The 26,906-nt window shown below is 58.2% G+C and carries 27 protein-coding genes; 18 read left to right on the forward strand and 9 right to left on the reverse strand.

What is annotated here, in order from left to right; translation table 11 throughout:
- The first annotated feature begins 84 nt into the window (after positions 1 to 84).
- Positions 85 to 1,542, forward strand: coding sequence for an efflux RND transporter periplasmic adaptor subunit (locus ACR0KN_RS08220; RefSeq protein WP_480652722.1), 1,458 nt, complete (start codon positions 85 to 87; stop codon positions 1,540 to 1,542).
- 5 nt (positions 1,543 to 1,547) lie between these two features.
- Positions 1,548 to 4,949, forward strand: coding sequence for an efflux RND transporter permease subunit (locus ACR0KN_RS08225; protein ID WP_480652724.1), 3,402 nt, complete (start codon positions 1,548 to 1,550; stop codon positions 4,947 to 4,949).
- On the opposite strand, the gene ACR0KN_RS08230 is transcribed toward ACR0KN_RS08225, so the two are convergent.
- Both ACR0KN_RS08230 and ACR0KN_RS08235 read right to left on the reverse strand, forming a co-directional pair.
- Positions 4,929 to 5,363 (reverse strand): NUDIX hydrolase, encoded by a 435-nt coding sequence (locus ACR0KN_RS08230; RefSeq protein ID WP_480652726.1) that lies wholly within the window; start codon positions 5,361 to 5,363, stop codon positions 4,929 to 4,931. The genes ACR0KN_RS08225 and ACR0KN_RS08230 overlap by 21 nt on opposite strands.
- Before the next feature lie 4 nt (positions 5,364 to 5,367).
- Positions 5,368 to 6,180, reverse strand: coding sequence for a protein-disulfide reductase DsbD domain-containing protein (locus ACR0KN_RS08235; RefSeq protein ID WP_170781271.1), 813 nt, complete (start codon positions 6,178 to 6,180; stop codon positions 5,368 to 5,370).
- 148 nt (positions 6,181 to 6,328) lie between these two features.
- Here ACR0KN_RS08235 and ACR0KN_RS08240 point away from each other — a divergent pair, with 148 nt between their 5' ends.
- On the forward strand, positions 6,329 to 6,883 hold the full coding sequence (locus ACR0KN_RS08240; RefSeq protein WP_170474645.1) for a YqgE/AlgH family protein: 555 nt from the start codon (positions 6,329 to 6,331) through the stop codon (positions 6,881 to 6,883).
- Here the strand turns inward: ACR0KN_RS08240 and ACR0KN_RS08245 are convergent.
- Positions 6,880 to 7,827 (reverse strand): L-threonylcarbamoyladenylate synthase, encoded by a 948-nt coding sequence (locus ACR0KN_RS08245; RefSeq protein ID WP_480652728.1) that lies wholly within the window; start codon positions 7,825 to 7,827, stop codon positions 6,880 to 6,882. The two genes, ACR0KN_RS08240 and ACR0KN_RS08245, sit on opposite strands and share 4 nt — an antisense overlap.
- 132 nt (positions 7,828 to 7,959) lie before the next feature.
- On the opposite strand from ACR0KN_RS08245, the gene ACR0KN_RS08250 reads away from it, so the two are divergent.
- The 7 genes from ACR0KN_RS08250 to ACR0KN_RS08280 all read left to right on the forward strand — a co-directional run bounded on the left by ACR0KN_RS08250 (position 7,960) and on the right by ACR0KN_RS08280 (position 14,466).
- Entirely contained in the window at positions 7,960 to 9,663 is a 1,704-nt protein-coding gene (locus tag ACR0KN_RS08250; RefSeq protein ID WP_480652730.1) for an acyl-CoA dehydrogenase family protein, read from the forward strand.
- Positions 9,663 to 10,709 carry an MBL fold metallo-hydrolase gene (locus ACR0KN_RS08255; RefSeq protein WP_480652973.1) on the forward strand — a complete coding sequence of 349 codons (1,047 nt, stop codon included), beginning with the start codon at positions 9,663 to 9,665 and terminating at the stop codon, positions 10,707 to 10,709. The genes ACR0KN_RS08250 and ACR0KN_RS08255 overlap by 1 nt, the downstream gene beginning before the upstream one ends.
- Before the next feature lie 4 nt (positions 10,710 to 10,713).
- Positions 10,714 to 11,163 (forward strand): DUF6173 family protein, encoded by a 450-nt coding sequence (locus ACR0KN_RS08260; protein ID WP_170544721.1) that lies wholly within the window; start codon positions 10,714 to 10,716, stop codon positions 11,161 to 11,163.
- Between the two features lie 64 nt (positions 11,164 to 11,227).
- Entirely contained in the window at positions 11,228 to 13,066 is a 1,839-nt protein-coding gene (locus tag ACR0KN_RS08265) for a glycerophosphodiester phosphodiesterase (RefSeq protein WP_480607429.1), read from the forward strand.
- The gene (locus tag ACR0KN_RS08270; RefSeq protein ID WP_170772013.1) at positions 13,053 to 13,607 is read left to right on the forward strand and encodes a hypothetical protein; all 555 of its coding nucleotides are present in this window, start codon (positions 13,053 to 13,055) and stop codon (positions 13,605 to 13,607) included. The genes ACR0KN_RS08265 and ACR0KN_RS08270 overlap by 14 nt, the downstream gene beginning before the upstream one ends.
- A gap of 68 nt (positions 13,608 to 13,675) precedes the next feature.
- Entirely contained in the window at positions 13,676 to 13,810 is a 135-nt protein-coding gene (locus ACR0KN_RS08275; protein ID WP_010443630.1) for an aa3-type cytochrome c oxidase subunit IV, read from the forward strand.
- A 23-nt stretch (positions 13,811 to 13,833) separates the two neighbouring features.
- On the forward strand, positions 13,834 to 14,466 hold the full coding sequence (locus tag ACR0KN_RS08280) for a hypothetical protein (protein ID WP_010443631.1): 633 nt from the start codon (positions 13,834 to 13,836) through the stop codon (positions 14,464 to 14,466).
- Here the strand turns inward: ACR0KN_RS08280 and ACR0KN_RS08285 are convergent.
- Both ACR0KN_RS08285 and ACR0KN_RS08290 read right to left on the reverse strand, forming a co-directional pair.
- On the reverse strand, positions 14,455 to 14,787 hold the full coding sequence (locus ACR0KN_RS08285; protein WP_170772009.1) for an AzlD domain-containing protein: 333 nt from the start codon (positions 14,785 to 14,787) through the stop codon (positions 14,455 to 14,457). The two genes, ACR0KN_RS08280 and ACR0KN_RS08285, sit on opposite strands and share 12 nt — an antisense overlap.
- Complete coding sequence (locus tag ACR0KN_RS08290; protein WP_480652733.1) at positions 14,784 to 15,494, reverse strand: AzlC family ABC transporter permease; 711 nt, start codon at positions 15,492 to 15,494, stop codon at positions 14,784 to 14,786. Before ACR0KN_RS08290 ends, ACR0KN_RS08285 begins: the two co-directional genes overlap by 4 nt.
- Here ACR0KN_RS08290 and ACR0KN_RS08295 point away from each other — a divergent pair.
- Genes ACR0KN_RS08295 through ACR0KN_RS08310 form a run of 4 tightly spaced genes read left to right on the forward strand, consistent with a single transcriptional unit; the run spans position 15,493 to position 18,833 of the window.
- Positions 15,493 to 16,434 carry a formate dehydrogenase accessory sulfurtransferase FdhD gene (locus ACR0KN_RS08295; protein ID WP_480652735.1) on the forward strand — a complete coding sequence of 314 codons (942 nt, stop codon included), beginning with the start codon at positions 15,493 to 15,495 and terminating at the stop codon, positions 16,432 to 16,434. The two genes, ACR0KN_RS08290 and ACR0KN_RS08295, sit on opposite strands and share 2 nt — an antisense overlap.
- Positions 16,427 to 17,083 carry a molybdenum cofactor guanylyltransferase MobA gene (mobA, locus tag ACR0KN_RS08300; RefSeq protein ID WP_480652737.1) on the forward strand — a complete coding sequence of 219 codons (657 nt, stop codon included), beginning with the start codon at positions 16,427 to 16,429 and terminating at the stop codon, positions 17,081 to 17,083. Before ACR0KN_RS08295 ends, mobA begins: the two co-directional genes overlap by 8 nt.
- Positions 17,080 to 17,571, forward strand: a complete 492-nt coding sequence (gene mobB, locus ACR0KN_RS08305; RefSeq protein ID WP_480652739.1) for a molybdopterin-guanine dinucleotide biosynthesis protein B — start codon at positions 17,080 to 17,082, stop codon at positions 17,569 to 17,571. The genes mobA and mobB overlap by 4 nt, the downstream gene beginning before the upstream one ends.
- Positions 17,568 to 18,833, forward strand: a complete 1,266-nt coding sequence (locus ACR0KN_RS08310) for a molybdopterin-binding protein (RefSeq protein WP_480652741.1) — start codon at positions 17,568 to 17,570, stop codon at positions 18,831 to 18,833. Before mobB ends, ACR0KN_RS08310 begins: the two co-directional genes overlap by 4 nt.
- Here ACR0KN_RS08310 and ACR0KN_RS08315 read toward each other — a convergent pair whose 3' ends face one another.
- From ACR0KN_RS08315 to ACR0KN_RS08325, 3 genes are all read right to left on the reverse strand, one after another.
- Positions 18,834 to 19,826, reverse strand: a complete 993-nt coding sequence (locus ACR0KN_RS08315) for a hypothetical protein (protein WP_480652743.1) — start codon at positions 19,824 to 19,826, stop codon at positions 18,834 to 18,836. It lies immediately after the preceding gene.
- A 14-nt stretch (positions 19,827 to 19,840) separates the two neighbouring features.
- Positions 19,841 to 20,311 carry a transcription elongation factor GreA gene (gene greA / locus ACR0KN_RS08320; protein ID WP_039540543.1) on the reverse strand — a complete coding sequence of 157 codons (471 nt, stop codon included), beginning with the start codon at positions 20,309 to 20,311 and terminating at the stop codon, positions 19,841 to 19,843.
- Between the two features lie 233 nt (positions 20,312 to 20,544).
- Positions 20,545 to 20,925, reverse strand: coding sequence for a VOC family protein (locus ACR0KN_RS08325; RefSeq protein ID WP_010443640.1), 381 nt, complete (start codon positions 20,923 to 20,925; stop codon positions 20,545 to 20,547).
- A gap of 88 nt (positions 20,926 to 21,013) precedes the next feature.
- On the opposite strand from ACR0KN_RS08325, the gene soxR reads away from it, so the two are divergent.
- The 4 genes from soxR (at position 21,014) to ACR0KN_RS08345 (ending at position 25,880) form a co-directional block, all read left to right on the forward strand.
- Positions 21,014 to 21,469, forward strand: coding sequence for a redox-sensitive transcriptional activator SoxR (gene soxR, locus ACR0KN_RS08330; protein ID WP_010443641.1), 456 nt, complete (start codon positions 21,014 to 21,016; stop codon positions 21,467 to 21,469).
- Between the two features lie 136 nt (positions 21,470 to 21,605).
- Positions 21,606 to 23,252 (forward strand): electron transfer flavoprotein-ubiquinone oxidoreductase, encoded by a 1,647-nt coding sequence (locus ACR0KN_RS08335; RefSeq protein WP_480652746.1) that lies wholly within the window; start codon positions 21,606 to 21,608, stop codon positions 23,250 to 23,252.
- A 104-nt stretch (positions 23,253 to 23,356) separates the two neighbouring features.
- Entirely contained in the window at positions 23,357 to 25,069 is a 1,713-nt protein-coding gene (locus ACR0KN_RS08340) for a tetratricopeptide repeat protein (protein ID WP_480652747.1), read from the forward strand.
- Positions 25,059 to 25,880 (forward strand): 4-(cytidine 5'-diphospho)-2-C-methyl-D-erythritol kinase, encoded by an 822-nt coding sequence (locus ACR0KN_RS08345; protein ID WP_480652749.1) that lies wholly within the window; start codon positions 25,059 to 25,061, stop codon positions 25,878 to 25,880. Before ACR0KN_RS08340 ends, ACR0KN_RS08345 begins: the two co-directional genes overlap by 11 nt.
- Here ACR0KN_RS08345 and ACR0KN_RS08350 read toward each other — a convergent pair.
- Positions 25,873 to 26,871 carry a polyprenyl synthetase family protein gene (locus tag ACR0KN_RS08350; RefSeq protein ID WP_480652751.1) on the reverse strand — a complete coding sequence of 333 codons (999 nt, stop codon included), beginning with the start codon at positions 26,869 to 26,871 and terminating at the stop codon, positions 25,873 to 25,875. The genes ACR0KN_RS08345 and ACR0KN_RS08350 overlap by 8 nt on opposite strands.
- Positions 26,872 to 26,906: the final 35 nt, after the last annotated feature.

Below are 26,906 nucleotides of genomic sequence, written 5' to 3' on the forward strand. Positions count from 1 at the left end.
TCATAACCGCTTTGTGGCTTGGCATTTTTTGCGACCCGGCTACCTTTGCGGAAGACAGCATGTGCGACCAAAGGTGAGTGACCGATGCGATTTCTGCGGCAAAGCCTTGTAGGTGTGTTCCTGGCGTTTCTGACGCTGGGCCTGTTGATCGTGGCTGTACAGATGATCTCGGGTGCGGTGCAGGATGTGCTGACGCGGGACAATCAGACCCCCGAGGCGCGGGAACGCATTTTCGCCGTCAGTGTCCGCGCCGCCGAACCAGAAACCGTTACGCCCTATCTGGAGGCATTTGGTCAGATCCAAAGTCGCCGTCGGCTAGAGCTGCGCGCAGCCTTGGGCGGGCGCGTTGTGTCGCTGGCGGATGACTTTGAAGACGGTGGCACCGTGACGGCTGGTGAGTTGCTGGTTGAGTTGGATCCAGCTGATATGCAGTCAGCCTTGGACCGCGCCAAATCCGATCTTCTGGATGCCCAATTTGAAGAACGAGACGCAGAACGCTCGCTGCTGCTGGCGCAGGATGAATTGAAATCAGCCGAAGCGCAGGCCGAGCTACGCGACCGGGCTCTTCAGCGTCAACAAGACCTACAGACACGAGGCGTTGGCGCGGCTGCCAGTGTTGAAGAGGCGGAACTGGCTGCAACATCTGCTCATCAGGCAGTTCTGGCGCGCAGGATTGCGTTGGCGCAGGCTGAGTCTCGGGTTGATCAGGCCACCACACTGTTTGCCCGCGCCCGCATCGCGCTGGAAGGGGCCGAGCGTGATTTGGAAGACATGACGATCCACGCCGGCTTTGACGGGACGTTGACTGAGGTCAGTTTGGTTGAAGGCCGGTTGGTCGCGGCCAATGAAAAGCTGGCTGAACTTGTGGACCCCAACGCGCTTGAGGTCGCGTTCCGGGTCTCGACCGCGCAATATGTGCGATTGTTGGACGCGCAAGGCGGCTTGATTTCCGCACCAGTCACCGTGTCGCTAGAGGTCACTGGGACCGATCTGATCGCGAAGGGCCAAATCAGCCGCGACAGCGGTGCTGCGGGTGAAGGGCAGACCGGGCGTCTGATCTATGCCCGCCTCGATGATGCGCCAGGTTTCAAACCAGGGGATTTCGTCACCGTTTCGGTTGAGGAGCAACCGCTGGAGAATGTTGTGCGTCTGCCGTCCTCTGTTCTGGATGCAGCGGGCAACGTGCTGGTGCTTGGTCCGGACGATCGGTTGGAGCCTTTGGCCGTACAACTGATCCGTCGTCAAGGAGATGAAGTATTGCTGCGCGGTGAAGGTCTGGAGGGTCGAGAAGTAGTGATCGGACGGACGCCTCTGTTGGGTTCGGGCGTCCGCGTCCGGCCTCTGCGGGTTGAAGCCAGCACCGAAGTTGATCCCGGCATGGTCGAACTCTCCGACGAAAAGCGGGCTCAACTTGTCGCGCAGGTCGAGGCCAGCGATGGGATGTCACAAGCGGATAAGGACCAGGTATTGGGTCAACTGAGCGAGGTAAAAGTACCTGCCGCTCTAGTACGCCGTCTTGATCACAATCGGGCCGGGGGTTAGGAGCCATGATCCGCGAAATTCCCAACGCGGCAGGCGGTATCCTGAGTTATTTCACCAGGCATCGGACAGCGGCCAATCTGTTGCTGCTGGTCATGTTGGTGTTGGGCATCGCGGCGATCCCCAACATGCGCGCGCAGTTCTTTCCTGATGTGATCCTTGAACGCGTCGATGTGAATGTCGAATGGGAGGGCGCCGGCCCCGAGGATGTCGACAATGGCATAATCCAACTGCTCGAACCTGCGCTTTTGGCTGTCGAGGGTGTGGCCAGTACCGAATCAACTTCGCGCGAAGGATCGGCACAGGTCCGGCTGGAATTTGAACCAAACTGGGATATGTCCCGCGCAGTCGAAGAGGTTCGGACGGCCGTTGACAGTGTCACCAACCTGCCCGAAGACGCCGAGGAGCCGACAATTCGGCGCGGGGCCTGGCGTGATCGTGTCACAGATGTGGTCATCACTGGCCCCATCGAGGCCGAGCAATTGGCTAAGTTCACCGATGAACTGATCAGCCGCCTCTTTGCCGCCGGGGTCACGCGCACTACGATCCGCGGCTTGGCCGCACCGCGCGTGGTGGTCGAGGTGCCCACAGTACAGCTGATCGCCAATGACATTTCACTCTCGGATATCGCGGCGGCCATCGCTGCCGAGGTCACGGCTAACCCTGCAGGCGATGTCTCGGGCGCCAACGCGCGCATCCGAACGGGGGTAGAAAAACGCACCCCGGAAGAAATTGAGGGCATCGCCCTACGCAATTTCGCAGACGGCTCAAAGCTTGTTGTAGGGGATGTGGCTGAAATCAGGGTCGAGGGCGTTACGCGCAATCGCAGCTATTTCGTGGGTGAAAATCCTGCAATGTCGATCCGCGTAGATCGTTCCAATCTTGGCGACGCCATTGGCATCCAACGCGATGTTGAGGATGTAGTGGCCCAGATGCAGGCGAGCCTGCCCGAAGGCATCACGATTGAGCTGATCCGCACACGGGCGCAAGCCATCACCGACCGTCTGGATATTCTGGTGGACAACGGTCTGTTGGGCCTGGGACTGGTGGTGTGCCTGCTCTTCCTGTTCCTCAACGCGAGGATCGCTTTTTGGGTGGCCGCCGGCATTCCGGTTGCGATGTCAGCGGCTATTGCTCTGATGTATCTGGGCGGGCTGTCATTGAACATGGTGTCTCTGTTTGGTCTCATCATCACGCTGGGCATTGTGGTCGATGACGCCATTGTGGTGGGCGAACATGCCGATTTTCGTGCTCGCCGGCTGGGCGAAGCGCCGATGGTCGCTGCTGAACGCGCAGCCCGGCGCATGGCGATGCCGGTGTTTGCCGCAACCGTCACAACCGTCATCGCATTCTTTGGACTAACCGCGATCGGTGGCCGGTTCGGAGAGTTGATCCGCGACATTCCGTTCACCGTTATTGCGGTCCTGATTGCCTCATTGATCGAGTGTTTTTTGATCCTGCCGAACCACATGGCGCATGCCATCGCACATTCGGCAAAGGAACATTGGTATGACTGGCCAAACCGGGTCGTTAATAGAGGTTTCCGCTGGGTGCGCGATCATCTGTTCCGCCCGCTGGTCGCGTGGGTGATCTGGGCGCGCTACGTTGTGGTTGCGTTGATGGTTGTCGTTCTGGCCAGCCAGATCGCTCTGTTTATCCGGGGGGATGTGAACTGGCGTTTCTTCAATGCGCCGGAACGCGGTTCGGTCACCGGCAATTTCATCATGGTTGAAGGTGCCACACGCGCCGAGACGCTTGAAATGATGCACATGGTCCAGCGGGCCACCGAAGAACTGGGCCAGATCTACGAAGAGCGTCATGGCCGCAATCCCATCGATTATATTCTGGCAGAAGTAGGCGGATCGGCCGGATGGGGGCTGCGTGCGGCGGATGGGAAGGACAGCGATCTGCTGGGCGGTATCTCGATTGAATTGATTGATGCCGACCTGCGCCCTTATTCCAGTTTTGAGTTTGTGGGTGAGCTACAGGACTTTGTCCCCCGCCATCCGAAGGTCGAATTGCTCAGTTTCCGCGGCTGGCGCTCGGGCCCCGGTGGCGATGCAATTGACGTGCAATTCTACGGCGCCGATGTGAACACGTTGAAATCCGCGTCCGAAGATTTGCAGGCCGCGCTGTCGAAATACACTGAAGTTTCGGCGCTTGAGGATAATCTGGCGTATGACAAGGAAGAGTTCATTCTGGATCTGACGGCACAGGGCCAGGCGCTGGGTTTCCGCATCGAAACACTTGGCCGCGTATTGCGAAACCGACTGAACGGGATCGAGGCCGCTACTTTCCCGGATGGACCGCGCAGCACCGAGATTCGGATCGAACTGCCCGAGGGCGAACTGACAGCTGATTTTTTGGAACGCACGCTGATGCGGACGCCCGATGGTGTCTACGTTCCGCTGGCCGATATTGTCTCGGTCGAGCGAAAGTCGGGGTTCTCGACGGTCCGGCGCGAAAATGGCCTGCGCGTGATCTCGGTGAACGGCGACATTTCCGAGGATGATCCGGCGCAAGCCGCCGAGATTGCTCGGGCGATGCAGGAGGAAATCCTGCCCAATATTGCCTCCGAACGTCAGGTTGAATGGCGCATGGCAGGTCTGAGCGAACAGGAGGATGAGTTCCTCTCGGAGGCGCGCACCGGGCTAATCCTGTGTCTGACCGGGATTTATCTGGTTCTGGCATGGGTCTTTGCCAGCTGGACGCGGCCATTGGTGGTCATGGCGATCATTCCCTTTGGCCTCGTGGGCGCGATTTGGGGGCATTACCTTTGGGATGTGCCGCTGAGCATGTTCACCGTTGTCGGTCTGCTGGGTATGACCGGGATCATCATCAACGACTCGATTGTGTTGGTGACCACGATCGATGGGTATCAACAGGAACGTGGGTTGGTACCGTCGATTGTCGAAGGCACCGCAGATCGGCTGCGACCGGTGATGCTGACCACTTTGACCACTGTGCTGGGCCTGACGCCTTTGATGTACGAAAGTTCACAACAGGCGCAGTTTTTGAAGCCAACCGTGATCACGCTGGTCTACGGGCTGGGCTTCGGGATGGTGCTGATCCTGTTGCTGGTTCCCGCGCTGCTGGCGATCTTGAACGATGTCTCGCGTCCGATGACTGCGATGCGGCGCGCCCTACGAGCGCCGGATCGAGTGGTACGCATAGCCGTTCGCGCAACAGGCGCAGCGCTGGCGGTTTGGTTAGGGGTATCAATGATCTGGCCTGCCGTTACGGGTGAACCGATGGTGCTGCTTTCAGACTTCTACCCAACCCCGGATGGGCCAATTGTGTTGCAATTGGGCTTTGGCGTCTTTGCCGCCGGAGCGACGGTGATCCTGTTGTTGGGAGTGCTGCTGTCGAGCTTGTTATACGCACGATTGTCAGGTCGCGCCGAGGCTTGATCGCAAGATCGCAAGCTGCAGCAGGTCGGGTACGCGGCTACTCATGGGAAGGTCACGGGCTTTGATCTGATCGACGGGGAACCACTGCGCGTCCCGCGCGTCATCTGCAGCAACCGGCGTACCCGAAGTGTAGCGACACGCGACACCAACCAACAGATAATGCGCCCGGATCAGCCCTTCGCCGTCCGGCAGAAGCAAATCCAGATTATCGAGATACTCCATCGGTTCGGCAATCACACTCGTCTCTTCCCGCAGCTCACGGGCGGCGGCGGCCAAAACGGTTTCACCCCATTCCACATGGCCACCGGGAAAACCCCACAACCCTGCGTCGGGTTGCTTGTTGCGCTGAACCAACAGCACCTGATTTTCATGAACAACTACGGCCAACGCGCCAATCTTAGGAGTTTGACTCATCCGATCAGCCTGCGCTGCATCCCTGTATGTCTACAGCGTGGTTCGCCCCAAGCACAGTGATCCTCACCTCAGACCGATCCAGCGCAAACGGCCCACCCGAGGCGCTGACGACCTCTGAACTTGTGATTAAGGTTTTGCCCTGACGATGTGTTTCGGGTTGCGAAGCCCAGAGCGTCGGGTTGCCCGGTTCGATTATGGCGAATTCGGACCCGCCTGCAGAGGGCATGGTGATATGCGCTTCGATCCGCATCCCGTCCGAAGTGGGCGTCAGGTGGCAGGTTGCGTTCGCCACGCCAGCCTCACGCTCGGAAAACGGGCGCTGGGCAAGGGCTGCTGCTATAGCCGGATGGCGACCGGCTTTTGCGTCCAGTGTGTGGTCAAAATCCAGCTTACCCGGTACACAGACATCTTTGCAGACGCCCAAATCCATCTCACCGCGCAAACGAACGGGTTTTGCAGGGTTCTTGGGTGTGATCTCAACGGGAAGTACCAGTTGATCCTCATACCCGACTGAGCGCAGCCCATTTTGATCGAACACATGCGGTGCGGGCCACGTGATCGCGATATCCGCTATGTTGCCAGAGCCTGTCCAATTGAACTGCGGCGGAATGCCCGCATCACCCGGCGCACGCCAATAGGTTTTCCAGCCTTCCTTCAGCGTCAGATGCAAAGCGCCTTGATAGGTGCCCTTGGCAGTCCGGCCACCGTCCAGAACCTCAAGCTGCACCAGGTTGCCAACCCCTTGCGCAATCGCAGGCAAGCCAAAGCAAAGAGTGGCCGTCAGACCGGCTGCGGCGGATTTCGAAAGCAGTTTCATGTGCAGAACATGCGCATTCTGAGCGTAAATGCCAAGTCACGATCCGGTCACTTAGGTGAAATGCCCAGAAATCCCAGCTGGTCCCTTGCCATTCCCCGGCATGCAGGTTCATTCTGGTGTCATCCGATGGCGCAAGAGAAGTTTGCTGATGGACCTTACGGGAAAACTGTTGATTGCTATGCCCGGCATGGGCGATCCACGATTCGAACATTCGGTCGTCTATATCTGCAGCCACGGCGAAGATGGCGCGATGGGTTTGATTGTCAACAAGCCTTCAGATCTGCGGATCAAGACCTTGCTGGAACAGCTCAACATCCCGTGCCGCATTCCGGTTGTTGGGGAGCGTCTGGTTCAATTCGGCGGTCCGGTCGAGATGTCGCGTGGCTTTGTGCTGCACAGCGCGGACTACGATGCGAATCTGCATTCGATGCAAATTGCGGAAGATTTCAGCATGACCGCAACGCTCGATGTGCTTGAAGATCTGGCATCAGGCAAGGGACCGCTGAATTCGATGCTGACTCTGGGCTATTCTGGTTGGGGACCGGATCAGCTTGAGGATGAGATCGCCATGAATGGCTGGTTGACGACCGAAGCGTCCTCGAAACTTGTTTTCGATGTTCCGGATGACGAGAAATGGGAGGCCGCTTTGGCCACGCTGGGGGTTGATCCTCTGACGCTCTCTGCCAGCGCAGGCCGCGCCTAATCGCGGGGGGCCGCCGCGCGGCGAAGGCGGTCGTTGATGGCTACACCCAACCCATGATCTGGGATCGGTGAAACAGCAATCGGTCGGCCTGTTGCATTCAGCTTGTGTAGCGCCGCGAACAGGTTGGCGGCGGCTTCGGCAAGATCGCTGCTATCTGAAAGGTTCAGATCACAGGTGACATCTCCGAATCCCAGCAATACTTCGGCGCCTTGTGAGGCTTGTGCGTTCAGGCGAACGGGCGCATCCGGCGCGTAGTGGGATTGCAATTGCCCCGGCGCAGTCAGCAGATCACCCGGCTGGTGATGATGCAACTCCGTTTGCAAAACCTCTTCGATTCGTTCCAGCGCCACACCACCTGGCCGCAGCAGAGCAGGGGCTTCGGCCAGACCGACAATGGTGGATTCAAGCCCAACCCCGCAGGGCCCATCGTCCAGAATGGCAGCGATGCGCCCCTCCAGCCCGGTTCGGACATGGGCCGCTGTGGTTGGGCTGATCTGCCCAGACGGGTTAGCCGAGGGGGCCGCCACTGGGCCATCAAATGAGGCCAACAAGGCGCGTGCGGTGGGATGGGTGGGCACCCGAACAGCCAAAGTATCCAGCCCCGCCGTGACGAGTGATGAAATCCCGTGATCATCCTGCAAGGGGAGAACCATTGTAAGTGGACCGGGCCAGAAGGCTTGTGCCAATTGCTCGGCCTGATCGGTCCATTCAACAAACCTTTTTGCTGTTTCGGTTGAGGCTACATGGGCGATCAGGGGGTTGAAGCTGGGCCGCCCCTTGGCCTCATAGATCGCAGCCACAGCCTCGCCATTCCGCGCATCGCCGCCCAGACCATAGACAGTCTCGGTCGGGAAGGCGACCAGCAGCCCTTGCCGCAACAGGTCGGCGGCCTTAGCGATGCCGTCGGCATCTGCTGATAAGTCTTGAGTGCCGAGAATGGTCATAGGTCGTGACGCCGCGTTTTGGTTGCTTGCAGTTCAGGTCACGGTAGGTAATCGTGCCAGCCCAGATGAATACCGGCGTGGGGCCGGGATTCCAACCCCACGCTGACAAACTGCCAGACTCAGAGGGAAACCATGCCCTATCGTGCCCCGATCTCAGACTATGAATTCCTGTTTCGCAACGTGATCGGTTTTGACCAGATCGCCGCTACCGAGAAATTCTCGGAGGCCAGCGATGACGTTGTCAGCGCCATTCTGACCGAGGCCGGGAGAATGTGCGAAGAGATCATGGCCCCGCTTCAACGTCCGGGCGATCTGGAACCCGCGCGGTTGGAGAACGGCGTTTTGCGTACGCCTCCGGGTTACGGAGAAGGGTGGAAAGCGATTGCCGAAGGCGGATGGATCGGGATGAGCGGCGATCCCGAATATGGTGGCATGGGCCTGCCCATGACCATGACCACCGCCGTGAATGAGATGATGAGCGCCGCCTGCCTGTCGCTGCAACTGGCCCCGCTGATGACCCAAGGCCAGATCGAGGCGCTGGAGCATCACGCAAGCGATGCGTTGAAGGCGCTCTATCTGCCGAAGATGATGGTGGGTGAATGGTCGGGCACCATGAACCTGACCGAGCCACAGGCTGGCTCGGATGTCGGAGCGCTGACTTCGAAGGCCGAAGATAATGGCGATGGCACATATTCGGTGACGGGCCAGAAGATCTATATCTCATGGGGCGACAACGACTTTGCCGAGAATGTCTGCCATCTGGTACTGGCGCGTCTGCCCGATGGTGTGCCGGGGACCAAGGGGATTTCGCTGTTTCTGGTGCCGAAATACATCCCCGATGAAAATGGCAATCCTGGCGTTGCCAACGATTTGAAAGTCGTCTCGCTGGAACACAAGATGGGCCTGCACGGGTCCCCAACCTGCGTGATGCAGTATGACGGTGCCAGAGGCTGGCTGGTCGGCAAAGAAAATGGCGGGATGGCCGCGATGTTCACCATGATGAACAACGCACGTCTGGGCGTTGGTGGTGAGGGCGTCGGTGTGGCCGAAGGGGCCTATCAGCACGCGCTTGCCTATGCGTTGGAACGCAAGCAAGGCAGGACGCCCTCGGGCACGATCATCGACCACGCGGATGTACGGCGGATGCTGATGTCGATGCGTGCGGATGTATTTGCCGCGCGGGCGATCATGCTGGCCAATGCCGCTGCGATCGACATGGCGCAGGCCACGGGTGAGGCCGATTGGGCTGCACGGGCCGCTTTGCTGACGCCAATCTGCAAGGCCTTCGGGACGGAAACCGGGATGCGCGTGTCTGAGACCGGGGTGCAGGTGCATGGCGGCATGGGCTTCATCGAAGAAACCGGCGCTGCGCAATATTACCGCGATGTCCGTGTGACTGCGATTTATGAGGGCACCAACGGCATTCAGGCCATGGATCTTGTGGCGCGCAAGATGATGGATGGGGGTGAGGCGGCTTCGAACCTGCTGGATGAGATCGAGGATCAGGCCGAAAAAGCCCGCGCCACAATGCCCGAGCTTGCCGGCCCAGTGTGGGAGGCATCTGAGTCACTGCGTGAAGCCACAGAGTGGATCGTTGCGCAATCAGACATGAATAACCGCTTTGCCGGGGCGTCAGCCTATCTCAAGGCCTTTGCGCGGGTGCTCGGCGGGCATTACCACCTGTCGGCGGCTCTGGCCGATCCCGATGGACCGCGCGCAAAACTGGCGCGCTACTACATCAACGCGCTGTTGCCCGAGCATACAGGCTTGCTGGCACAGGCGCAGAACGGGGCTGATGACCTTTATGCGCTCAGCGCTGAGGAGTTGGCGGTTTGATGGATGGCGAGGGGCCTCAGGTGATGCGTTATCCGTGGGTTGAACCGCCTACACCTGGCGAATGGGTCGAGGTTGCAGAAGGTGTTCTGTGGATCAGGCTGCCTTTGCCCATGGCGCTGGATCATGTGAATGTATATGCGCTGGATGATGGCGATGGCTGGACGATTGTCGACACCGGGCTTTCGTCGAAGAAAACACGTGCCATCTGGCAGACCCTGATGGAAGGGCCTCTGGCCGGAAAGCCAGTACACCGGGTTGTGGTCACCCATCATCACCCCGACCACGTCGGCAATGCAGGCTGGTTCCAGTCCGAACATGGCGCCGAGCTTGTGACCAGCCGCACCGCTTGGTTGTTCGCCCGCATGCTGACGCTGGATGTGCAGGAGAACTGGCCGAAGGAAACGCTCGATTACTACCGCAGCGCCGGGATGGATGCGGATGTGCTGGCGGGCCGGATGGCTGAACGTCCCTTCAACTTTGCCGACACCGTCTACCCCATGCCGCTGGGCTTTACCCGTGTCAAACAAGGCGACGTGATCCGCATGGGCGGGCGCGACTGGGACGTCCACATGGGCAACGGCCACGCACCTGAACACTGTACCTTTTGGAGCCGCGACGACAATCTGGTGTTGACCGGAGATCAGATTCTCAGCTCGATTAGCTCGAATCTGGGTGTCTATGCGACTGAGCCGATGGCAGACCCGGTTGCTGATTGGCTGGAAGCCTGCGAACGCCTGAAGCCTCTGGCCCGACCCGATCATCTGGTTCTGGGCGGGCACAAGCTGCCCTTCACTGGACTGCCTATTCGGATGCGTCAACTTATCGACAACCATCACGGCGCGCTCGAACGTTTGCTAAGCGATCTAGATCAGCCCAAGACCGCAGCCGAGTGCTTTGCCCCGCTGTTCAAACGTCAGATTAAAGGCGGCGAATACGGCCTCGCGCTGGTCGAGGCGGTTGCACATGTAAACCATCTCTACCACATTGGAGCGGTCACCCGGACGCGCCGCGCGGACGGGGCGTGGGAGTATCAGCGCAAAGGGTAAAGCAATGGACAAGATCGAAACATCGGCGGAAGCCGCCGAATCCGCAGCATTACCCCGTTGCTATGAGGTACACGCCAACCCCGATGCGGCATCGGGTAACAAAGATTTGCCAAAGCCGTTGCAAAAGCCGGTCGAAACCAAGAGCCCTGCTCAATGGGCCTATGAGCGGCTGATCATGTATATCCAGAATTTCGAAAAGACGTTGGATGGCGATCACGAGGTTGCCATGGGCTTTACCGGGGGCGACGCGGGTGTCATGCGGATCGAGGGCATGGGCTACTTTGATCCCGATATCATCACCTTTTATGGCTCGGACGGCGGCGGGGCCAAAACCCAGCTGGTTCAGCATGTCAGCCAGTTGAATGTGATGCTGCGCGCATTGCCCAAGACGGTCGAAGACAAACCGGCCAATCGCATCGGATTCCGGCTGGCGGCTGATCTGGAAGACAGCTAACGCGCACCCTTGCAATTCACGCTTTCGCAGCCTTGAATGAGTTCACCATTCAGGAGGGCGCCGCGTGACCAATTTCTCAGCCGTAACAACCGCCTATCGCGGCGCTTGGGCCCAGCGGCGTGTTTTTGTGCCTGTCTATGTTGCCGTGCGGTTGTTGCTGGTTGCATTGATCGCCCCCGGCGTTGCCATTGCCGTCAATCTGGCCGTTTCACTGTCGGATCAATCCGCATTGACAGACCAGGACATTGCTATGTTCTTGCTGTCGCCTGCAGGGTTCATCGCGGCGGTTGCGGTGCTCAGCCTGTTCCTGCTTGCTGAAGTCTTTGTTTTCTCTGTCATGGCAGGATCGCTGCGAATGGGTGAGAACGACCCGTGGCGCGCGGGCAGCGCTTCGATTCGCCTGATTTTGACGCGCGTACCTGCGCTTTTCGGATTTGCTGCGCGGTTCATTCTGCGTGTGCTGGTTCTGGCGCTGCCTTTCGTCGCTGTGGCAGGCGTGATCGCGTGGTGGACGCTGACGGAATACGACATCAACTATTACCTCACCTTCCATCCGCCCTCATTCTGGGTTGCAGTGGTGCTGATCGGCTTTGTGGTGCTCTGCCTGGCCTGGGTTCTGATCCGCAGGCTTTCTGCTTGGGCGCTGGCTCTGCATCTGGTGTTGTTTGAAGATTGCAAACCTGCCGAAGCCTTCGCTACTAGTACCGATCGGATGGAGGGCAAACGCGGCCGCCTTAAGATCGAACTGGCCCTTTGGCTTGCGATCCGTCTGGTCATTGCCGCGCTCATCGCGGGTGCCGCCGGGGTGCTGTTCGATCTCGTGCCGTTGCAAGAAAGCGCGAACCTGCGTTTTGCGCTGATTTTCAGCTTCATTGTCGCGGGCTTGTGGTCATTAGCAGGGCTTGTGCTCGCTGCAATTGCGCTGGGTGCACTGGCGGTATTGTTGGATGGGTTCTTCGAAACGCAAGCCAACGAGGTTCCCCACCCGGAGCCGGGCAACCTACGCGCGCCGCTCTATGCGGTTGTGGGTGGCGCAACTATTGCTTTGCTGATCGGCCTATGGTCCGGGCAGGAATTGCTCGAGCGTATTCAAGCGCCCGACCATGCCGATGTCATCGGGCATCGGGGCGCGGCGGCGATACGGCCGGAAAACACCATGGCTGCGGTGTTGAAGGCGATCGAAGATGGCGCCGACTGGGTCGAGATCGATGTTCAGGAAACAGCAGACGGTGTGGTTATCATCGCGCATGACAGTGATTTCATGAAATTGGCCGGTGTGCCGCTCAAGGTCTGGGATGCGACGATGGAGGATGTGGCCGAGATCGATATCGGCAGTTGGTTCGGCCCGGAATACGCCTCGGAACGGACGCCGACGCTGTATGATGTGCTTGAGGCTGCCAAAGGTAAGTCCAAAGTCATTATCGAGCTGAAATACTACGGCCATGACGTCGATCTGGAAAACCGCGTCGCTGCGATTGTCGAAGAACTTGAGATGCAGGACGATATCGCCACCATGTCCCTGAAGTATCCTGCGGTGCAGAAAATGAAAGCGCTGCGCCCGGATTGGCGCGCAGGAGTATTGGCCGCCACCGCGATTGGCAATTTGTCGGGGCTTGAGGGCGATTTTGTAGCTGTGAACGCAGCAACGGTTTCGCCGGGTCTGATCCGATCGGTCCACGATGCGGGCAAGGATATCTATGTCTGGACGGTGAACGACCCATTGCAAATGTCGGCCATGGCCTCGATGGGGGTCGACGGGCTGATTACCGACCGTCCCGCGATGGCCCGCGAAGTGTTGCGCGTCCGCGCTGAAATGGGGCCGGGGGAGCGGTTGATGTTGTGGCTGGCAACGGCCTTTGGCCTGTCGATCGAAACCTCTGAGATGCGCGATGCAAACCCATAGACTCGCCGCCCTTTTGGCCTGCTGCGTACTTCCCGCCAATGCGCAGGACTTGATGCGCAGCGTTGAAATGCCCGCGCACAGGGCGTTAGTCGAGTCGATGGAAGGCGCTGAGTTGACCCCGTTTGAAACCGATGGCTGCTCGGGTGGATTATCATCAAGTTGGCGACTAGTCGCTGAGACCTTCCCCAAGTTCAGCTTGCTGTACGAAGAGCATCCTCCGTGGGAGTATTGCTGCGTCACACATGATCGCGCCTATCACAACGCGGGTGGTGCATCACAGGCCGAAGTCAGTTTTGATGCGCGTCTTGCTGCTGATGAAGGACTGCGCCTTTGCGTCGAAGCCCACGGTGATACCTATGCCGAGGACTATGCTGAGCGCTATGATATGACGCCGGATCAGATTCGCTCGGTCCATTCGATTACGTCCGAGGCAATGTTCCTTGCAGTACGCTTTGGTGGTGGTCCGTGCAGCGGTCTGCCCTGGCGCTGGGGATTTGGTTATCCCGGCTGCACGATCTTTGGTCCAACTGCGCGCGAATGACGTCGTGACAGGCCCCGATTTTTGCATTATTCAGCATTCCAAACACGCGAATTGGGATTCTTTGAAACATGGCTGAACATAAGCACGGCGAGATGGACATCACCGTTCAAACCAAAACCTTCGACGGGTTCATCAAATTCACCACCTGGTTTGTGGTGGCATGTATCTTCCTCTGCATTTTCCTGGCGGTATTTGCGGCCTGATCATTTTCTGCGGCGTACCACCCATGTTCAGGATCTTGATAGCCTGTCTGCTTGCGGTGACAGTAGCTGGGTGCGCTGGTTCACAGCGCCCGCAGGCTGAGTCCTTTGAAATCGTATCCCGGTCTTATCGTGATCCGGGGCCGTCGACACTGACGCTCTATACAATGATCAGCACGCGCACCGGGTCGGGGGCGCATACGTCGCTGATGATCAGTGGTAGCGAGAGGGTGATTTTTGATCCTGCGGGATCCTTCCGTGCCGACGTAGTACCGATTAAGAATGATGTGCTTTACGGCATTACGCCAAATGTCGAGCGTGCATATCGCAGCAGTCACGCGCGCGAGACGCATTATGCCCGTATCCAAACTATCCAAGTGACGCCACAACAGGCGGAAATCGCGCTTCAACTGGCCAAACAGATGGGCCCAGTTGCCGGGGCATTCTGCGCGAATTCAACGGCACAGCTTTTGCAGCAGGTTCCAGGGTTCGAGCAGATAAGCACCACATTCTACCCGGTGAAACTGTCCGACCAGTTTGGCCAGATACCGGGTGTTGTCACGACGGAGTATCGCGAAAATGACTCGGCCGATCTGCAGCAGGGTCTAGCCGAAAATAACGCGCGCCTGAACCAGATTGAAGCAGCCTCAAGCAACTAGGTAGAGCAAACCATAAAGCGTGGCGGCGCCCGTAAAAATCGCCGCCAGAACGTTCTTTGTGACGTAGCCAACTGTTAACGCAATAGCAGCAGCTGACATGCGCGGCAAATCAGGCTGGCCGTCGGTGGCGGATGGCCAGACTACAAGTGGCGCGATCAGGGCAGGAATAATCGCCACCGCCGTATAGCGCAGGTGGCGCAGCAGCCAGGGCGGCATCGGGCGATCCCCAACCAGACCGATAAATGTGAACCTTAGAAGGTAGCTGCCAATCGCAAGGCCGATGATTATGATCCAGATGGTGGTGCTATCGATCTGCGTCATGACTTATTCCGTTCCAGGATTAGTTCGACCTGTGCACCGGCGACCATTCCTGCGGCACCTGCGATTAGAAGGCCTAGATTGAATGGCACAGCAACCGTCAGCAAGGCCACCACGATCGCAACCAATGCCGCAACCACATGGGCCAGCGTGCGCATCATTGGTCCGATCATGGCCAGAAAGGTGATTGGCAAAGCGAAATCCAAGGCCCAACTATCTGGTATCTGCGTTCCCAGAACCGCGCCCAGATATGTGCCCAAGACCCAAAACGGCGTAATCGGTGTGACCGAGCCAAAGAAATAGATCATGCGCTGGGGCACGGTCATATCGGGTTCTTTTTCAAACCGGATCATCGAGCAGGCATAGGATTGATCGACGATCAGATAGGCCGCGCAGGCGCGCTGCCACAGTGGTGCTGCGCCCAGATAGGGCGTTAGCGAGGCCGAATACATTGCAACCCTCAAATTCACCGCCAGTGCAGAAATCAGGACGATCACGGTGGGCGTATTATCCTGCAGCAATTGCAACGCGGTGAATTGCGCAGCACCCGCAAACACGGTGGCGGAAAAGGCCATGGTCTGAATGATGTTCAACCCCGCCTCGGTTGCAAAGACTCCGAACAGCAGGCCGAACGGCATGGCAACGAAGACGAATGGTGCCCCGTCGCGAAAACCTTTCCAGAAGTATGACTTGGGTGTGGCAGAGGCCATGGCTAAATCCTATGGTGTTGCGAGCAGCAGTAGCCGTCTTGGGAAGGGGTTGCAATTGGCCAAGGAATTCGACCTGTCAGACTACCTTATTGCCCCTGATCCGGGCGCGGCGCGACTGACCCGTGCGGTGGAAGGCGTAGATCAGAATGGAGAGGTCAGCCAGATCTCGGTAGTCGAGGAGCGCCCGTTGACGATCTTCTTAAATTCGCAGGAAATCGTGACCGCGATGACCATCGGTGACTACCCTGAATATCTCGCACTGGGGTTTCTGCGTAATCAGGGCATGCTGCTGGCCGATGATCAGATCACGCGGGTCGATTACGACGATGATCTGGAAACCGTTGTCGTGCGCACAGCGCGTGAGACTTCGTATGAGGACAAACTAAAGAAGAAGACGCGGACAAGTGGCTGCGCAGTAGGTACCGTTTTTGGCGACATGATGGAGGGGTTGGAGGACGTGCTTTTGCCGCAGGTCTCGGTGCGCACCTCGTGGCTCTATGAGCTGGCCGCCAAGATCAATCGCACGCCGTCGCTGTATCTTGAGGCCGGGGCGATCCATGGCACCGTGCTGTGCCGTGAGAGCCGCCCGCTAGTCTATATGGAGGATGTGGGCCGTCACAACGCCGTCGACAAGATCGCGGGCTGGATGTTGTCCGAGGGAGAGGGCGCCGCAGACAAGATCCTCTATACAACCGGTCGCCTGACTTCGGAGATGGTGATCAAAACGGCAATGATGGGGATCCCGGTACTCGCTTCGCGGTCGGGCTTCACCGCCTGGGGCGTTGAAATCGCGCGAGAGGTCGGCCTGACGCTGATCGGTCGCATGCGCGGGCAGCGGTTTGTATGTTTGTCTGGCGAAGACCGTTTGGTACGTGACGTTGATCCCGCATCCGTGGCTGCCGAGGACACGAAGCATCGCAGGAAAAGTGCCAATGGCTGAACGGACACCAAAACTATTGGGCGTTATTTTGGCAGGTGGCCTGGCGACCCGCATGGGGGGAGGCGACAAGGGGTTGTTGCAGATCGGTGGGGTTAGCCTGCTGGATCGTGTGATCAATAGGTTCTCGCCTCAGGTCGAGGCTCTGGCTCTGAATGCCAACGGGGATGCATTGCGATTCAATGAACTGGGATTGCCTGTGATTGCGGATTCGATCGATGGCTTTGCGGGACCACTTGCCGGTGTTCTCGCTGGACTTGATTGGGCTGCAGAACAGGGTGCCCAGTCCATTGTGACAGTCGCCGCTGATACACCGTTCTTTCCGCGAGATCTGGTGGCGCAACTGGTGCGGGCTTCCGAAGGGCAAAAGTACCCTCTTGTTCTGGCAACCACTCCGCGAACTGGCGAAGAGGCCTTGAAATCGGGCGGGTCCAGGCGAGTGAACAGGCACCCGACATTTGGTCTCTGGCCTGTTGCATTGCGCGATGATCTGCGGGCGGCACTTGAGGGTGGTTTGCGCAAGGTTGTCCTTTGGACTGACCAGCATGACGGGCGAGAAGCGCTGTTTTCGGCCCAGCCGTTTGATCCCTTCTTCAACGTCAACACACCCGATGATCTGGTACGCGCTGAAACCCTGTTGGAGCTGGCATGAGACTCTACGGCGTCATCGGTTGGAAAAACGCGGGCAAAACCGGGCTTGTGGAGCGACTGGTGGCCGAAATCACTGGACGTGGGTTTACCGTCTCTACTATTAAACATGCCCACCACAGTGTCGATGTCGACCAGCCGGGAACAGACAGTTACCGGCATCGCGTGGCTGGGGCGTCCGAAGTGCTTTTGGCATCGGGTCAGCGTGTTGCTCTGATGCAGGAATTGCGCGGAGCACCAGAGCCAAAACTGGATATCTTGTTGGCACGCTTGTCTCCGGTTGATCTGGTGCTGATTGAAGGGTTCAAGCGTGAACACCACCCCAAAGTGGAGGCATTTCGTACAGCGCCTGGAAACCCACTGATCGCGACGGAAGATGAATCGATCCGTGCGGTTGCCAGTGATACGCCATTGAAGCTGGATCGCCCTGTTTTTGATTTGAACGATACGGCGGCAATTGCTGATTTCATTCTTGGGGAGGTCGGACTATGAGCAAGCCGGACATATCGCCTCCACCCCTGCGCAATGATTGCTTTGCCTTGCCCGCCGGGGTGAATTGGACGCCGGTCGACGACGCACTGGCATTGCTACGGGACAGATTGACCGTCGTAACCGGGGTCGAAAGCGCACCGCTGATGCAGGCCGCCGGTCGCATTCTGGCAGAAGATGTGCAGGCCAAACGGTCAAACCCACCACAGCCCAACACCGCTGTTGATGGATACGGATTTGCCGGACCAGTGGCGGATGGCCCTTGTGTCTTGCCTTTGGTTGAAGGTCGCGCAGCGGCCGGTGTTCCGTTTGGCGGTAAGGTTCCCTCGGGCCATGCCGTACGCGTGTTGACCGGGGCTGCGCTTCCGGAGGGTGTTGATACGGTTATTCTGGAAGAGGATGTGACCCTCGATCAGGGTCACATTGCGTTCCGAGGTCCATTGAAAAAAGGTGCAAACGCACGAAAGGCTGGCGAAGACGTGGTCGAAGGTGCGCTGGCCTTGCCTGCAGGGCGACGGCTGACACCCGCTGATTTGGCACTTTTGTCGGCAATAGGGTTGGCCGAAGTGTCGGTGTACAAAGTGCTGCGCGTCGGGGTGCTGTCGACCGGGGACGAATTGGTCGAGCCCGGTGACATTGCCGCACCAGGGCAAATCTACGACGCCAACCGTCCGATGCTGTTATCGCTGGTCGAACGAATGGGGTTTGAACCGGTTGATCTTGGCAGCGCCGAGGACAGCCGGGAGGCGTTGGAGGATCATCTGGATCAAGCCGCTCGGCGGGTGGATGTGATCCTGACCAGCGGTGGGGCCTCTGCCGGGGATGAAGATCACGTCTCAGCCCTGTTGCAAGAGGCCGGGGCGATGCAGGAATGGCGCATCGCGCTGAAACCCGGACGGCCTTTGGCGTTGGGCATGTGGGATCAAACGCCGGTGTTCGGCCTGCCCGGCAATCCGGTGGCCGCAATGGTCTGCACGTTGGTATTCGCCCGCCCCGCGCTGAGCTTGATGGCCGGAGCAGGTTGGCAGGAACCGCAAGGGTTCGACGTGCCTGCCGCATTTGAAAAGCGCAAGAAACCGGGTCGCCGCGAATATCTGCGCGCCCGCATCCGTGAAGGACGGGCCGAGGTGTTTCATTCAGAAGGGTCCGGCCGGATAAGCGGGCTGAGCTGGGCCGAAGGGCTGGTTGAAATCGAGGACGGTGCGCGTGATATTCAGCCGGGTGATCCAGTACGATTTATCCCCTACGGAAGCTTTGGGCTCTAATCAGTCGAACGTCCCTGCAACCCGTCCCAGCAGCATAAAAGCGCGCGCGGTACGCGTCTCACCCAATGCGTTCAGTTCGGCGTCGCTGGCGTCGGGTTCGAACTCAACGATCATGTGATCGAAGCGCCGCAGGAAATGGTGTGCCGCATCGCGAAAGATCGGATCCTGTTTCATCCGCGCCGCCGTCAGCGCCAGCGAAGACCGGTCCCGGATACCGCCCAACGCAGCCACCGAACGCCCGCGGGCGCCTTGCGCAAACTGCCGCCAGATCTCGGGCCGGGCCATATCGGGGCGCAGGTCATCCATATAGATGCCTTCCTGACTAAGCAGGGTCAGAACATCCTGTGAGGCCTGAACAAGTTGCGATGCCTTGCGATCCTTCAACGCAAGACGCAGCGCGTCGAAACCCGCCTCATCGCTCTGCGTTTCGGGGAAGTTCAGGGCGCGGATGAAGATGTTGGTTGGCAACGGGGCCGCAATCTCTTCCGCAGGCGTGCCAAGTTCCAAGGTGGTTTGATTTGCAGTTTCGGATGCAGGCTTGCTGGCGCGCGCAGGTTCGCTGCGATTGGTTGAGAATGTCGCTAATGCGCTCTCGGTCTTTTTGGCACTTTCGGCGATTTCATCCAGTTTCTTGCCGACCATCGGTTCATAGGTGCTGGTCGCGCGCTGTTGTTGCACCACATAGCTGTTGCGGATTGCGTCGATAGCGGTTTGCAGACGCGCACTTTCTTCGCGCATAACGCGACTGGCGCGCATCGCCAACGCTGCAACCCAGATCATCGCTACCGGCATAAACACCGCCAGAAATGTGACGATAAATCCGCCTTCCTGTGCCCCGGGTAGCACCAGAAATACTACTGACACCACCAGCCAGATCAGGCTGAGCACAACAGCCGCGATCTCGATCTCGGTAATCGAGGGATGCGCGGGCCGATCGTAGATTCCCAGCGAGGTCGGTTTCTCGGGTTCTTGCTCGGGCTCAGACCCTGACATGATAAATGCTCCGGTCAGGCGTATTCGATACTCAGAACTTCGTAGGAGCGTACACCGCCGGGGGTGCGAACCTCGACACTGTCGCCTTCTTCTTTGCCGATCAGGGCGCGGGCGATCGGGGATTTGATGTTCAGGAGGCCATTTTCAATATTGGCTTCATACTCACCGACGATCTGCCAGGTCTTTTCTTCATCGGTATCTTCATCAACCAATGTCACCTTGGCACCAAACTTGATCGCACCCGACAGCTTGGCGGGATCGATGACGTCGGCAAGCGAAAGGATGCCCTCAAGCTCTTTGATGCGGCCCTCGATAAAGCCCTGCTTTTCACGAGCGGAATGATATTCCGCGTTCTCTTTCAGGTCACCGAGTTCGCGGGCTGAGGCAATCGCCTCGATGATCGCCGGGCGCTCGACGGACTTCAGGTTTTTCAGCTCTGCCTCGAGCGCGGCATTGCCCGAAGGCGTCATGGGGATCTTTTCCATAGTCTTGTCGTCCACGCATAAATGTTACGCCCCGCCGCACAAAAGCGTCGGGGCGAAGGATGGGTTGGCAATTACCTGACCCAAATGGAGCGTGAATTGCAAGAGGGGAGGCGCGGGTTGTCAGTAAACTCGCAACTTAGCGCCGCCGTTTAGGAGGTTGATTGCGCCGGTGGCGCTGCCCCAACAGCTCCCCGCGTCGCCAACGGCTGGCATCGTGCCCAAGCCACAACATCTCAATCATACTGAACCACCTCGAATTCGATGCCGTTGTCGTCGCGGAAATAGAAGCGCCGCCCGGGCTCATAATCAGCGTGGTTGTGAGGTTTGAACCCTGCTTTGCGAACCTTTTCTTCGGTGGCGTCGATATCTTCGACCAGCACGCCCACATGGTTCAATCCACCCACGATATCATAGCTGCTTTCACTTAATGGCTTAGGATCATCGGGGGCGTAGAGTGCCAGATAGGTGTGAGCGCTGCCCACATGCACTGTGTAGCCACCGGCAATGGCCGGGCCTTCCCAGCGTGTTTTCCAGTCAAAGACTTTCTGCATCCACGCCGCAGATGCCTTTGGGTCGCGGACCGTGAAGTTGGTATGTTCCAGAGTCGCCATCATAGGATCTCCTTCCTGATTTAAGGCTTGTCCCGACTCACCGTAATTTCTAAACCTAACTTTAGGTCAAGGGAATTTATTGGAGAATGTTATGGCTGTTTCCGAAGGATTAGCGATTGGTGCTTTGGCTCGACGGACGGGGTTAGCTGTGTCGGCGATCCGGTACTATGAAGCGCAGGGTTTGATATCTCCGTGGCGAAACGCGGGTGGTCAGCGACGGTATCAGCGTGCCGATATTCGACGGCTAAGTTTTGTGATGATCGCACAGCAGTTCGGCCTGACCCTGCCAGAAATACGAGAAGTGCTTTTGGAACTGCCCGGTAATCGAACACCGACGCCGCAGGACTGGAAAAACATCAGCGAAGGGCTGCGCACCCGGCTGGATCAGCGAATCGATACGCTGATGCGGTTGCGCGACAATCTGGACGGCTGTATCGGCTGCGGCTGTCTCAGCTTGCCTAAATGTAAGCTTTACAACCCCGATGACAGGGCAAAATCCCACGGTAGCGGTCCCAGATACCTGATGGGCGATGCGCCAGAGGCTTGATGTGTCGAATAGCGTCATTGTTACGCCGTGTTTCGATTGACCAAAGTCTTTCCGACCATGTAATCAGCCGTGAAACAATATTGCGCCGACCAAGCGGTGAAAGCGCCAATTCGGAAAGTTAGCTAAGGAGCCCGCGATGGCCGAGATTGAACGCGAAGCGATGGAATACGACGTGGTGATCGTGGGTGCAGGCCCCGCGGGCCTGTCGGCGGCCATCCGTCTGAAACAGCTGGACGCCGACCTGAATGTCGTGGTTCTGGAGAAGGGCTCGGAAGTGGGTGCACATATCCTTTCGGGTGCTGTGCTGGACCCTTGTGGTCTGGATGCGCTGATCCCGGACTGGAAAGAAAAAGGCGCGCCGTTGAACGTGCCTGTGCATGACGACAACTTCTACATGCTGGGTGAGGCGGGTCAGATCCGTATCCCCAACTTCCCGATGCCGCCGCTGATGAACAACCACGGCAACTACATCGTCTCGATGGGCAATGTCTGCCGCTGGTTGGCCGAACAGGCCGAGGAACTGGGCGTCGAAATATTCCCCGGCATGGCCTGTTCCGAGCTGGTCTACGGTGAAAACGGTGAAGTCAAAGGCGTCGTGGCCGGTGTTTTTGGCCTAGAGGCCGACGGTTCTTACGGTCCTAACACTGAGCCGGGTATGGAGCTGCACGGTAAATACGTCTTCCTGTCGGAAGGCGTGCGCGGTTCACTGTCCAAGGAAGTCATCGCCAAATACGACCTGTCTGCCGGTAAAGAGCCGCAGAAATACGGCGTCGGCATGAAAGAGATCTGGGAGATCGACCCGGCCAAGCACAAAGAAGGCAGCGTCACGCACACCATGGGCTGGCCACTGGGCAGCAACGCGGGTGGCGGGTCGTTCATCTATCACCTTGAAAACAATCAGGTCTATGTCGGTTTTGTGGTTCACCTGAACTACAAGAACCCACACCTGTACCCCTACATGGAATTCCAGCGCTTCAAGCATCACCCGATGGTGGCCGAGCTGCTGAAAGGCGGCAAGCGCGTTGCTTACGGCGCGCGCGCGATCACCGAAGGCGGCTATCAGTCGATGCCGAAACTGGTGGCTCCGGGTGTGGCGCTGCTGGGCTGTTCGGCGGGCATGGTCAACGTGCCTCGCATCAAGGGCAACCACAACGCCATGCTGTCGGGTAAAGCAGCGGCTGAGGCCGCTTATGACGCCATCAAGGCCGAGCGTTCGGGCGATGAGTTGACCGCCTATGAGGCTGACGTTCGTGAAGGCGCAATTGGCGCCGACCTGAAGAAGGTGCGGAATGTCAAGCCGCTGTGGTCGAAATATGGCCTGACTGCCAGCCTGGTGCTGGGTGGCATGGACATGTGGACCAACACGCTGGGCTTTTCGCTGCTGGGCACACTGGGCCACGGTAAGAACGACGCGGAATCGACGGAAGATACCAGCAAGCATCAACCGATCGATTATCCGAAACCAGACGGTACACTTTCCTTTGATCGCCTGACGAATGTATCGTTTGCGGCCACCAATCACGAGGAAAGCCAGCCTTGCCATCTGAAACTGGCCGACCCGGAAATACCGGTGAAGGTCAACCTGCCTAAATTTGATGAACCGGCGCAGCGTTATTGCCCCGCAGGCGTCTATGAAATGGTCGAGGATGAAAACGGTCCGCGATTCGTCATCAATTTCCAGAACTGTGTTCATTGTAAGACCTGCGACATCAAGGATCCCAGCCAGAACATCACGTGGACAACGCCGCAAGGCGGCGACGGACCGAACTACCCCAATATGTAGGCAAGAACATGGGCGTTGGCAGGGTCGTGAAGGCTCTGCCATTGCCCTTCGCCCACCAAAGCCCTAGCTTATCCTTCAGTCAACGACAGTAAGGCAGGCAATCGGTGGTTTCCCTGGTAAGACGTACGGCATTGGCCGTCATTCTCAGCTCAGCAATAACGCTCCCGGCGGCAGCCGATACCGGGTCGGGGTCGTATCTGGCGGGGCGGCAGGCGATTTATCAAAGCGACTATCCAGCCGCCGAGCGGTATTATTCGCAGGCGCTTCAAGCAGATCCTAAAAACGCAAAACTGTTAGAAAACGTTGTTGTAGCGCGGTTGGCTCTGGGTGAAATCGAGCGTGCCTTGCCGGTTGCGAATGCCATCGAAGAACAAGATTTACCCAGCCAGGCTGCCCGGATGGTGATCTCGGCGAATTTGCTTGCAAGCGGAGAGCTGGATGAATTTCTGGCCCGTGACCCTGAGACACAGGGGGTTGGTCCTTTGGTCGATGGTCTGTTGATCGCATGGACACACATGGCGCAGGGTGCCATGTCCAAGGCGATGGAAGAATTTGATGCGGTTTCCACGCAGGAAGGGCTTAAAGAATTTGCGCTCTACCATAAGGCTATGGCCTTGGCATCGGTCGGGGATTTCGAAGGGTCCGAAGCGATTTTTGAGGCCGATAATGGTGCTGTTGCCCGCTTCTCGCGCCGCGCGGCGTTGTCGCGAACCGAAGTTTTGTCACAACTCGACCGCAACGAAGATGCGCTTCAATTCCTTGAAGATGTGTTCGCTGCAGGAAGTGACCCAACCATTGAAGGGTATGTAAGTCGCCTGACTAATGGCGAAACGTTGCCGTTTACACATGTGCGATCTGCACAGGATGGCATGGCCGAAGTGTTCTATTCAGTGGGTGCGGCACTGAGCGCCGAGGCCGCGCCCGACTATGTACTTCTCTATATTAGGGCCGCGACGTTCCTGCGCTCAGACCACATCGACGCGATCCTGTTGAGCGCGGAGCTGCTGGACGGGCTGGAGCAATATGATCTCGCCGTCGATGTCTATCGGCAGGTACCACCGACAAGCAGCGACTATCAAGCTGCCGAGTTGGGGCGCGCCGAAGTGCTCAGCCGTTCCGATCGCAAAGATGCGGCCGCTGAAGTGTTGCAAAACCTCGCAGCGCAGAGCCCCGATTTGCCGGGTGTACATGTGGCTTTGGCAGATCTTCGGCGTCAGCAGGAAAATTATGCGGCGGCAGTTACGTCATATGACAAGGCCATTGCTCTGACCGAGGAAGGCGCGGGCAGCAACTGGTTCCTGCACTATGCACGCGGGATATCCCATGAACGTCTCAAGAACTGGGAGATGGCCGAGGCCGATTTCCGACGCGCGCTTGAGTTAAATCCGGATCAACCGCAGGTGCTGAATTACTTGGGGTATTCGTTGGTTGAACGAAAAGAGAAGCTGGATGAAGCGCTTGAGATGATTGAACGCGCCGTCGCTGCGCGACCGGACAGCGGCTATATTGTCGACAGTCTTGGGTGGGTGCTATTCCGCCTTGGCCGCTATGACGAGGCGGTTGATCATATGGAGCGGGCTGTTGAGCTGATGCCTGTCGATCCGGTGGTGAATGATCATCTGGGCGATGTTTATTGGGCTGTCGGTCGTGCTCGCGAGGCGGAGTTTCAGTGGAAACGTGCCCTGTCCTTCATCGACCCCGAAGACACCGATGGAGAGGCCGATCCTGAGCGTATTCGTCGTAAGATTGAGGTTGGGCTGGATACTGTCTTGCACGAAGAGGGCGCTGAGCCATTGAAGGTCGCCAATGAAGGCTGAGGCATTTGCCCCCGCCAAAATCAACCTGACCCTGCATGTAATCGGCCAGCGAGATGATGGCTATCATCTGCTGGATTCGATGGTTGCCTTCGCAGATGTCGGGGATCGACTTAGCTTTTCTTCGGGACCCAAGCTGGCGTTGTCGGTAGAAGGCGAGTTCTCGAGCGGTGTGCCAATCAACCATAGCAATCTGGTCTGGCAGGCTGCGGAGGCGGCAGGCTGGGCCGGCAGCATTCTTCTAGACAAGCAACTGCCCCATGGCGGCGGTATCGGAGGCGGGTCTTCGGACGCAGCCGCGTTCCTGCGCACGGCGACCGCTCAGGGGTTCAAAAACGCCAATGATATTGCGTTGTCGCTGGGGGCAGATGTCCCGGCATGCCTATACGCTGCCGCGGCGCGAATGCGAGGTATTGGTGAGCAGATCGAACCGATTAATTTGCCGCCATTGCCAGCTCTTCTTGTTAATCCGGGGATCGCAGTTCCAACCGGGCCGGTGTTCTCTGCGCTTCAAAGTCGAGAGAACACGCCTATGCCAGCGAGAATTCCTACGTTCAAAACACCAGAAGATTGCGCGGCGTGGCTAAGGGATCAGCGCAATGACCTTGAAGCGCCAGCGATGACGGTAGCGCCGGGAATTGCAGCTGTCCTTGATGCACTGAGCGATACGCGCGGCGTGTTACTGACCCGCATGTCAGGTTCAGGCTCTACCTGTATCGCGCTCTATCCAACCCTGAAAGCGGCCCATTTCGCCGCCTACGAGATCGGAGCCGCCCAACCCAACTGGTGGTGCCGCGCGACGATGCTTAGTTGAGGCGCGAAACAACATAGTCCGCCAGATCGCCTAGCAATGTGCGGAATTCGTGGTCAGGAACGGCTTCCAATGACGCCTTCGCCTTGGCTGCCCAGCCGAACGCATCTGCGCGGGTAGCTTCCAGCGTGCGGTATTTGGCCATCAGCGATAGGGCGTAGTCCAGATCGCCTTCTTCCTGACGTCCGCGCCCTATCGTGCGTTCCCAGAAAGCATGTTCATCAGCGGTGGCTTGCGCCACAGCTTTAATGACGGGCAGTGTTAGCTTTCGCTCGCGGAAGTCATCACCGACATTCTTGCCGGTGACCGCGCTATCACCTTGATAATCCAAAAGATCATCAGCGATCTGGAAGGCAACCCCAAGCGCATCACCATAATCGTAAAGCGCTTTGACTTGAGCATCGTTTGCGCCGGCAATGACACCACCAACCTCGGTTGCAGCCGAGAAAAGCGCGGCAGTCTTCCCGCGCACGACTTGCAGATAGACACCCTCATCCGTACCCAGATCGGTGGCTGCTGTCATCTGCAGCACTTCACCTTCCGCGATCGTGGCCGACGCGTTAGCCAGAATATCCAGAACCCGTAGCGAGCCCGTTTCAACCATCAGCTGGAAACTGCGGGAAAACAGATAGTCGCCAACCAGAACGCTGGATTTATTGTCCCATAGCAAGTTTGCGGTGGGCCGCCCACGCCGCTGTCCGCTTTCGTCCACGACGTCGTCGTGCAAAAGGGTCGCGGTGTGGATGAATTCGACAGTCGCGGCCAGCTTAACGTGATGGTCGCCGGAATAGCCAAATAACTGTGCAGCAGCCAGCGTCAGCATTGGGCGCAGGCGTTTGCCACCTGCCTCAACCAGATGTGCAGTCACTTCGGGGATGCGTGGGGCATGTTCCGACGCCATTCGGGTCCGAATCAGCGTATTCACCGCTGCCATTTCACCCGCCAACATCTCAGCCAGACGCTCATGCGGTTTCGAGATCGTGCTGACGCTCATCACACTCCTGATACAAGGCTCGACATCCCAGTCAC

Source organism: Ruegeria sp. AP7 (genome assembly GCF_056539905.1).

Bases quoted from the DNA above. Each gene is read 5' to 3' on its own strand.
- ACR0KN_RS08220 (WP_480652722.1), top strand. From the start codon at position 85: ATGCGATTTCTGCGGCAAAGCCTTGTAGGTGTGTTCCTGGCGTTTCTG.
- ACR0KN_RS08225 (WP_480652724.1), top strand. From the start codon at position 1,548: ATGATCCGCGAAATTCCCAACGCGGCAGGCGGTATCCTGAGTTATTTC.
- ACR0KN_RS08230 (WP_480652726.1), bottom strand. From the start codon at position 5,363: ATGAGTCAAACTCCTAAGATTGGCGCGTTGGCCGTAGTTGTTCATGAA.
- ACR0KN_RS08235 (WP_170781271.1), bottom strand. From the start codon at position 6,180: ATGAAACTGCTTTCGAAATCCGCCGCAGCCGGTCTGACGGCCACTCTT.
- ACR0KN_RS08240 (WP_170474645.1), top strand. From the start codon at position 6,329: ATGGACCTTACGGGAAAACTGTTGATTGCTATGCCCGGCATGGGCGAT.
- ACR0KN_RS08245 (WP_480652728.1), bottom strand. From the start codon at position 7,827: ATGACCATTCTCGGCACTCAAGACTTATCAGCAGATGCCGACGGCATC.
- ACR0KN_RS08250 (WP_480652730.1), top strand. From the start codon at position 7,960: ATGCCCTATCGTGCCCCGATCTCAGACTATGAATTCCTGTTTCGCAAC.
- ACR0KN_RS08255 (WP_480652973.1), top strand. From the start codon at position 9,663: ATGGATGGCGAGGGGCCTCAGGTGATGCGTTATCCGTGGGTTGAACCG.
- ACR0KN_RS08260 (WP_170544721.1), top strand. From the start codon at position 10,714: ATGGACAAGATCGAAACATCGGCGGAAGCCGCCGAATCCGCAGCATTA.
- ACR0KN_RS08270 (WP_170772013.1), top strand. From the start codon at position 13,053: ATGCAAACCCATAGACTCGCCGCCCTTTTGGCCTGCTGCGTACTTCCC.
- ACR0KN_RS08275 (WP_010443630.1), top strand. From the start codon at position 13,676: ATGGCTGAACATAAGCACGGCGAGATGGACATCACCGTTCAAACCAAA.
- ACR0KN_RS08280 (WP_010443631.1), top strand. From the start codon at position 13,834: ATGTTCAGGATCTTGATAGCCTGTCTGCTTGCGGTGACAGTAGCTGGG.
- ACR0KN_RS08285 (WP_170772009.1), bottom strand. From the start codon at position 14,787: ATGACGCAGATCGATAGCACCACCATCTGGATCATAATCATCGGCCTT.
- ACR0KN_RS08295 (WP_480652735.1), top strand. From the start codon at position 15,493: ATGGCTAAATCCTATGGTGTTGCGAGCAGCAGTAGCCGTCTTGGGAAG.
- ACR0KN_RS08290 (WP_480652733.1), bottom strand. From the start codon at position 15,494: ATGGCCTCTGCCACACCCAAGTCATACTTCTGGAAAGGTTTTCGCGAC.
- mobA (WP_480652737.1), top strand. From the start codon at position 16,427: ATGGCTGAACGGACACCAAAACTATTGGGCGTTATTTTGGCAGGTGGC.
- mobB (WP_480652739.1), top strand. From the start codon at position 17,080: ATGAGACTCTACGGCGTCATCGGTTGGAAAAACGCGGGCAAAACCGGG.
- ACR0KN_RS08310 (WP_480652741.1), top strand. From the start codon at position 17,568: ATGAGCAAGCCGGACATATCGCCTCCACCCCTGCGCAATGATTGCTTT.
- ACR0KN_RS08315 (WP_480652743.1), bottom strand. From the start codon at position 19,826: ATGTCAGGGTCTGAGCCCGAGCAAGAACCCGAGAAACCGACCTCGCTG.
- greA (WP_039540543.1), bottom strand. From the start codon at position 20,311: ATGGAAAAGATCCCCATGACGCCTTCGGGCAATGCCGCGCTCGAGGCA.
- ACR0KN_RS08325 (WP_010443640.1), bottom strand. From the start codon at position 20,925: ATGATGGCGACTCTGGAACATACCAACTTCACGGTCCGCGACCCAAAG.
- soxR (WP_010443641.1), top strand. From the start codon at position 21,014: ATGGCTGTTTCCGAAGGATTAGCGATTGGTGCTTTGGCTCGACGGACG.
- ACR0KN_RS08335 (WP_480652746.1), top strand. From the start codon at position 21,606: ATGGCCGAGATTGAACGCGAAGCGATGGAATACGACGTGGTGATCGTG.
- ACR0KN_RS08345 (WP_480652749.1), top strand. From the start codon at position 25,059: ATGAAGGCTGAGGCATTTGCCCCCGCCAAAATCAACCTGACCCTGCAT.
- ACR0KN_RS08350 (WP_480652751.1), bottom strand. From the start codon at position 26,871: ATGAGCGTCAGCACGATCTCGAAACCGCATGAGCGTCTGGCTGAGATG.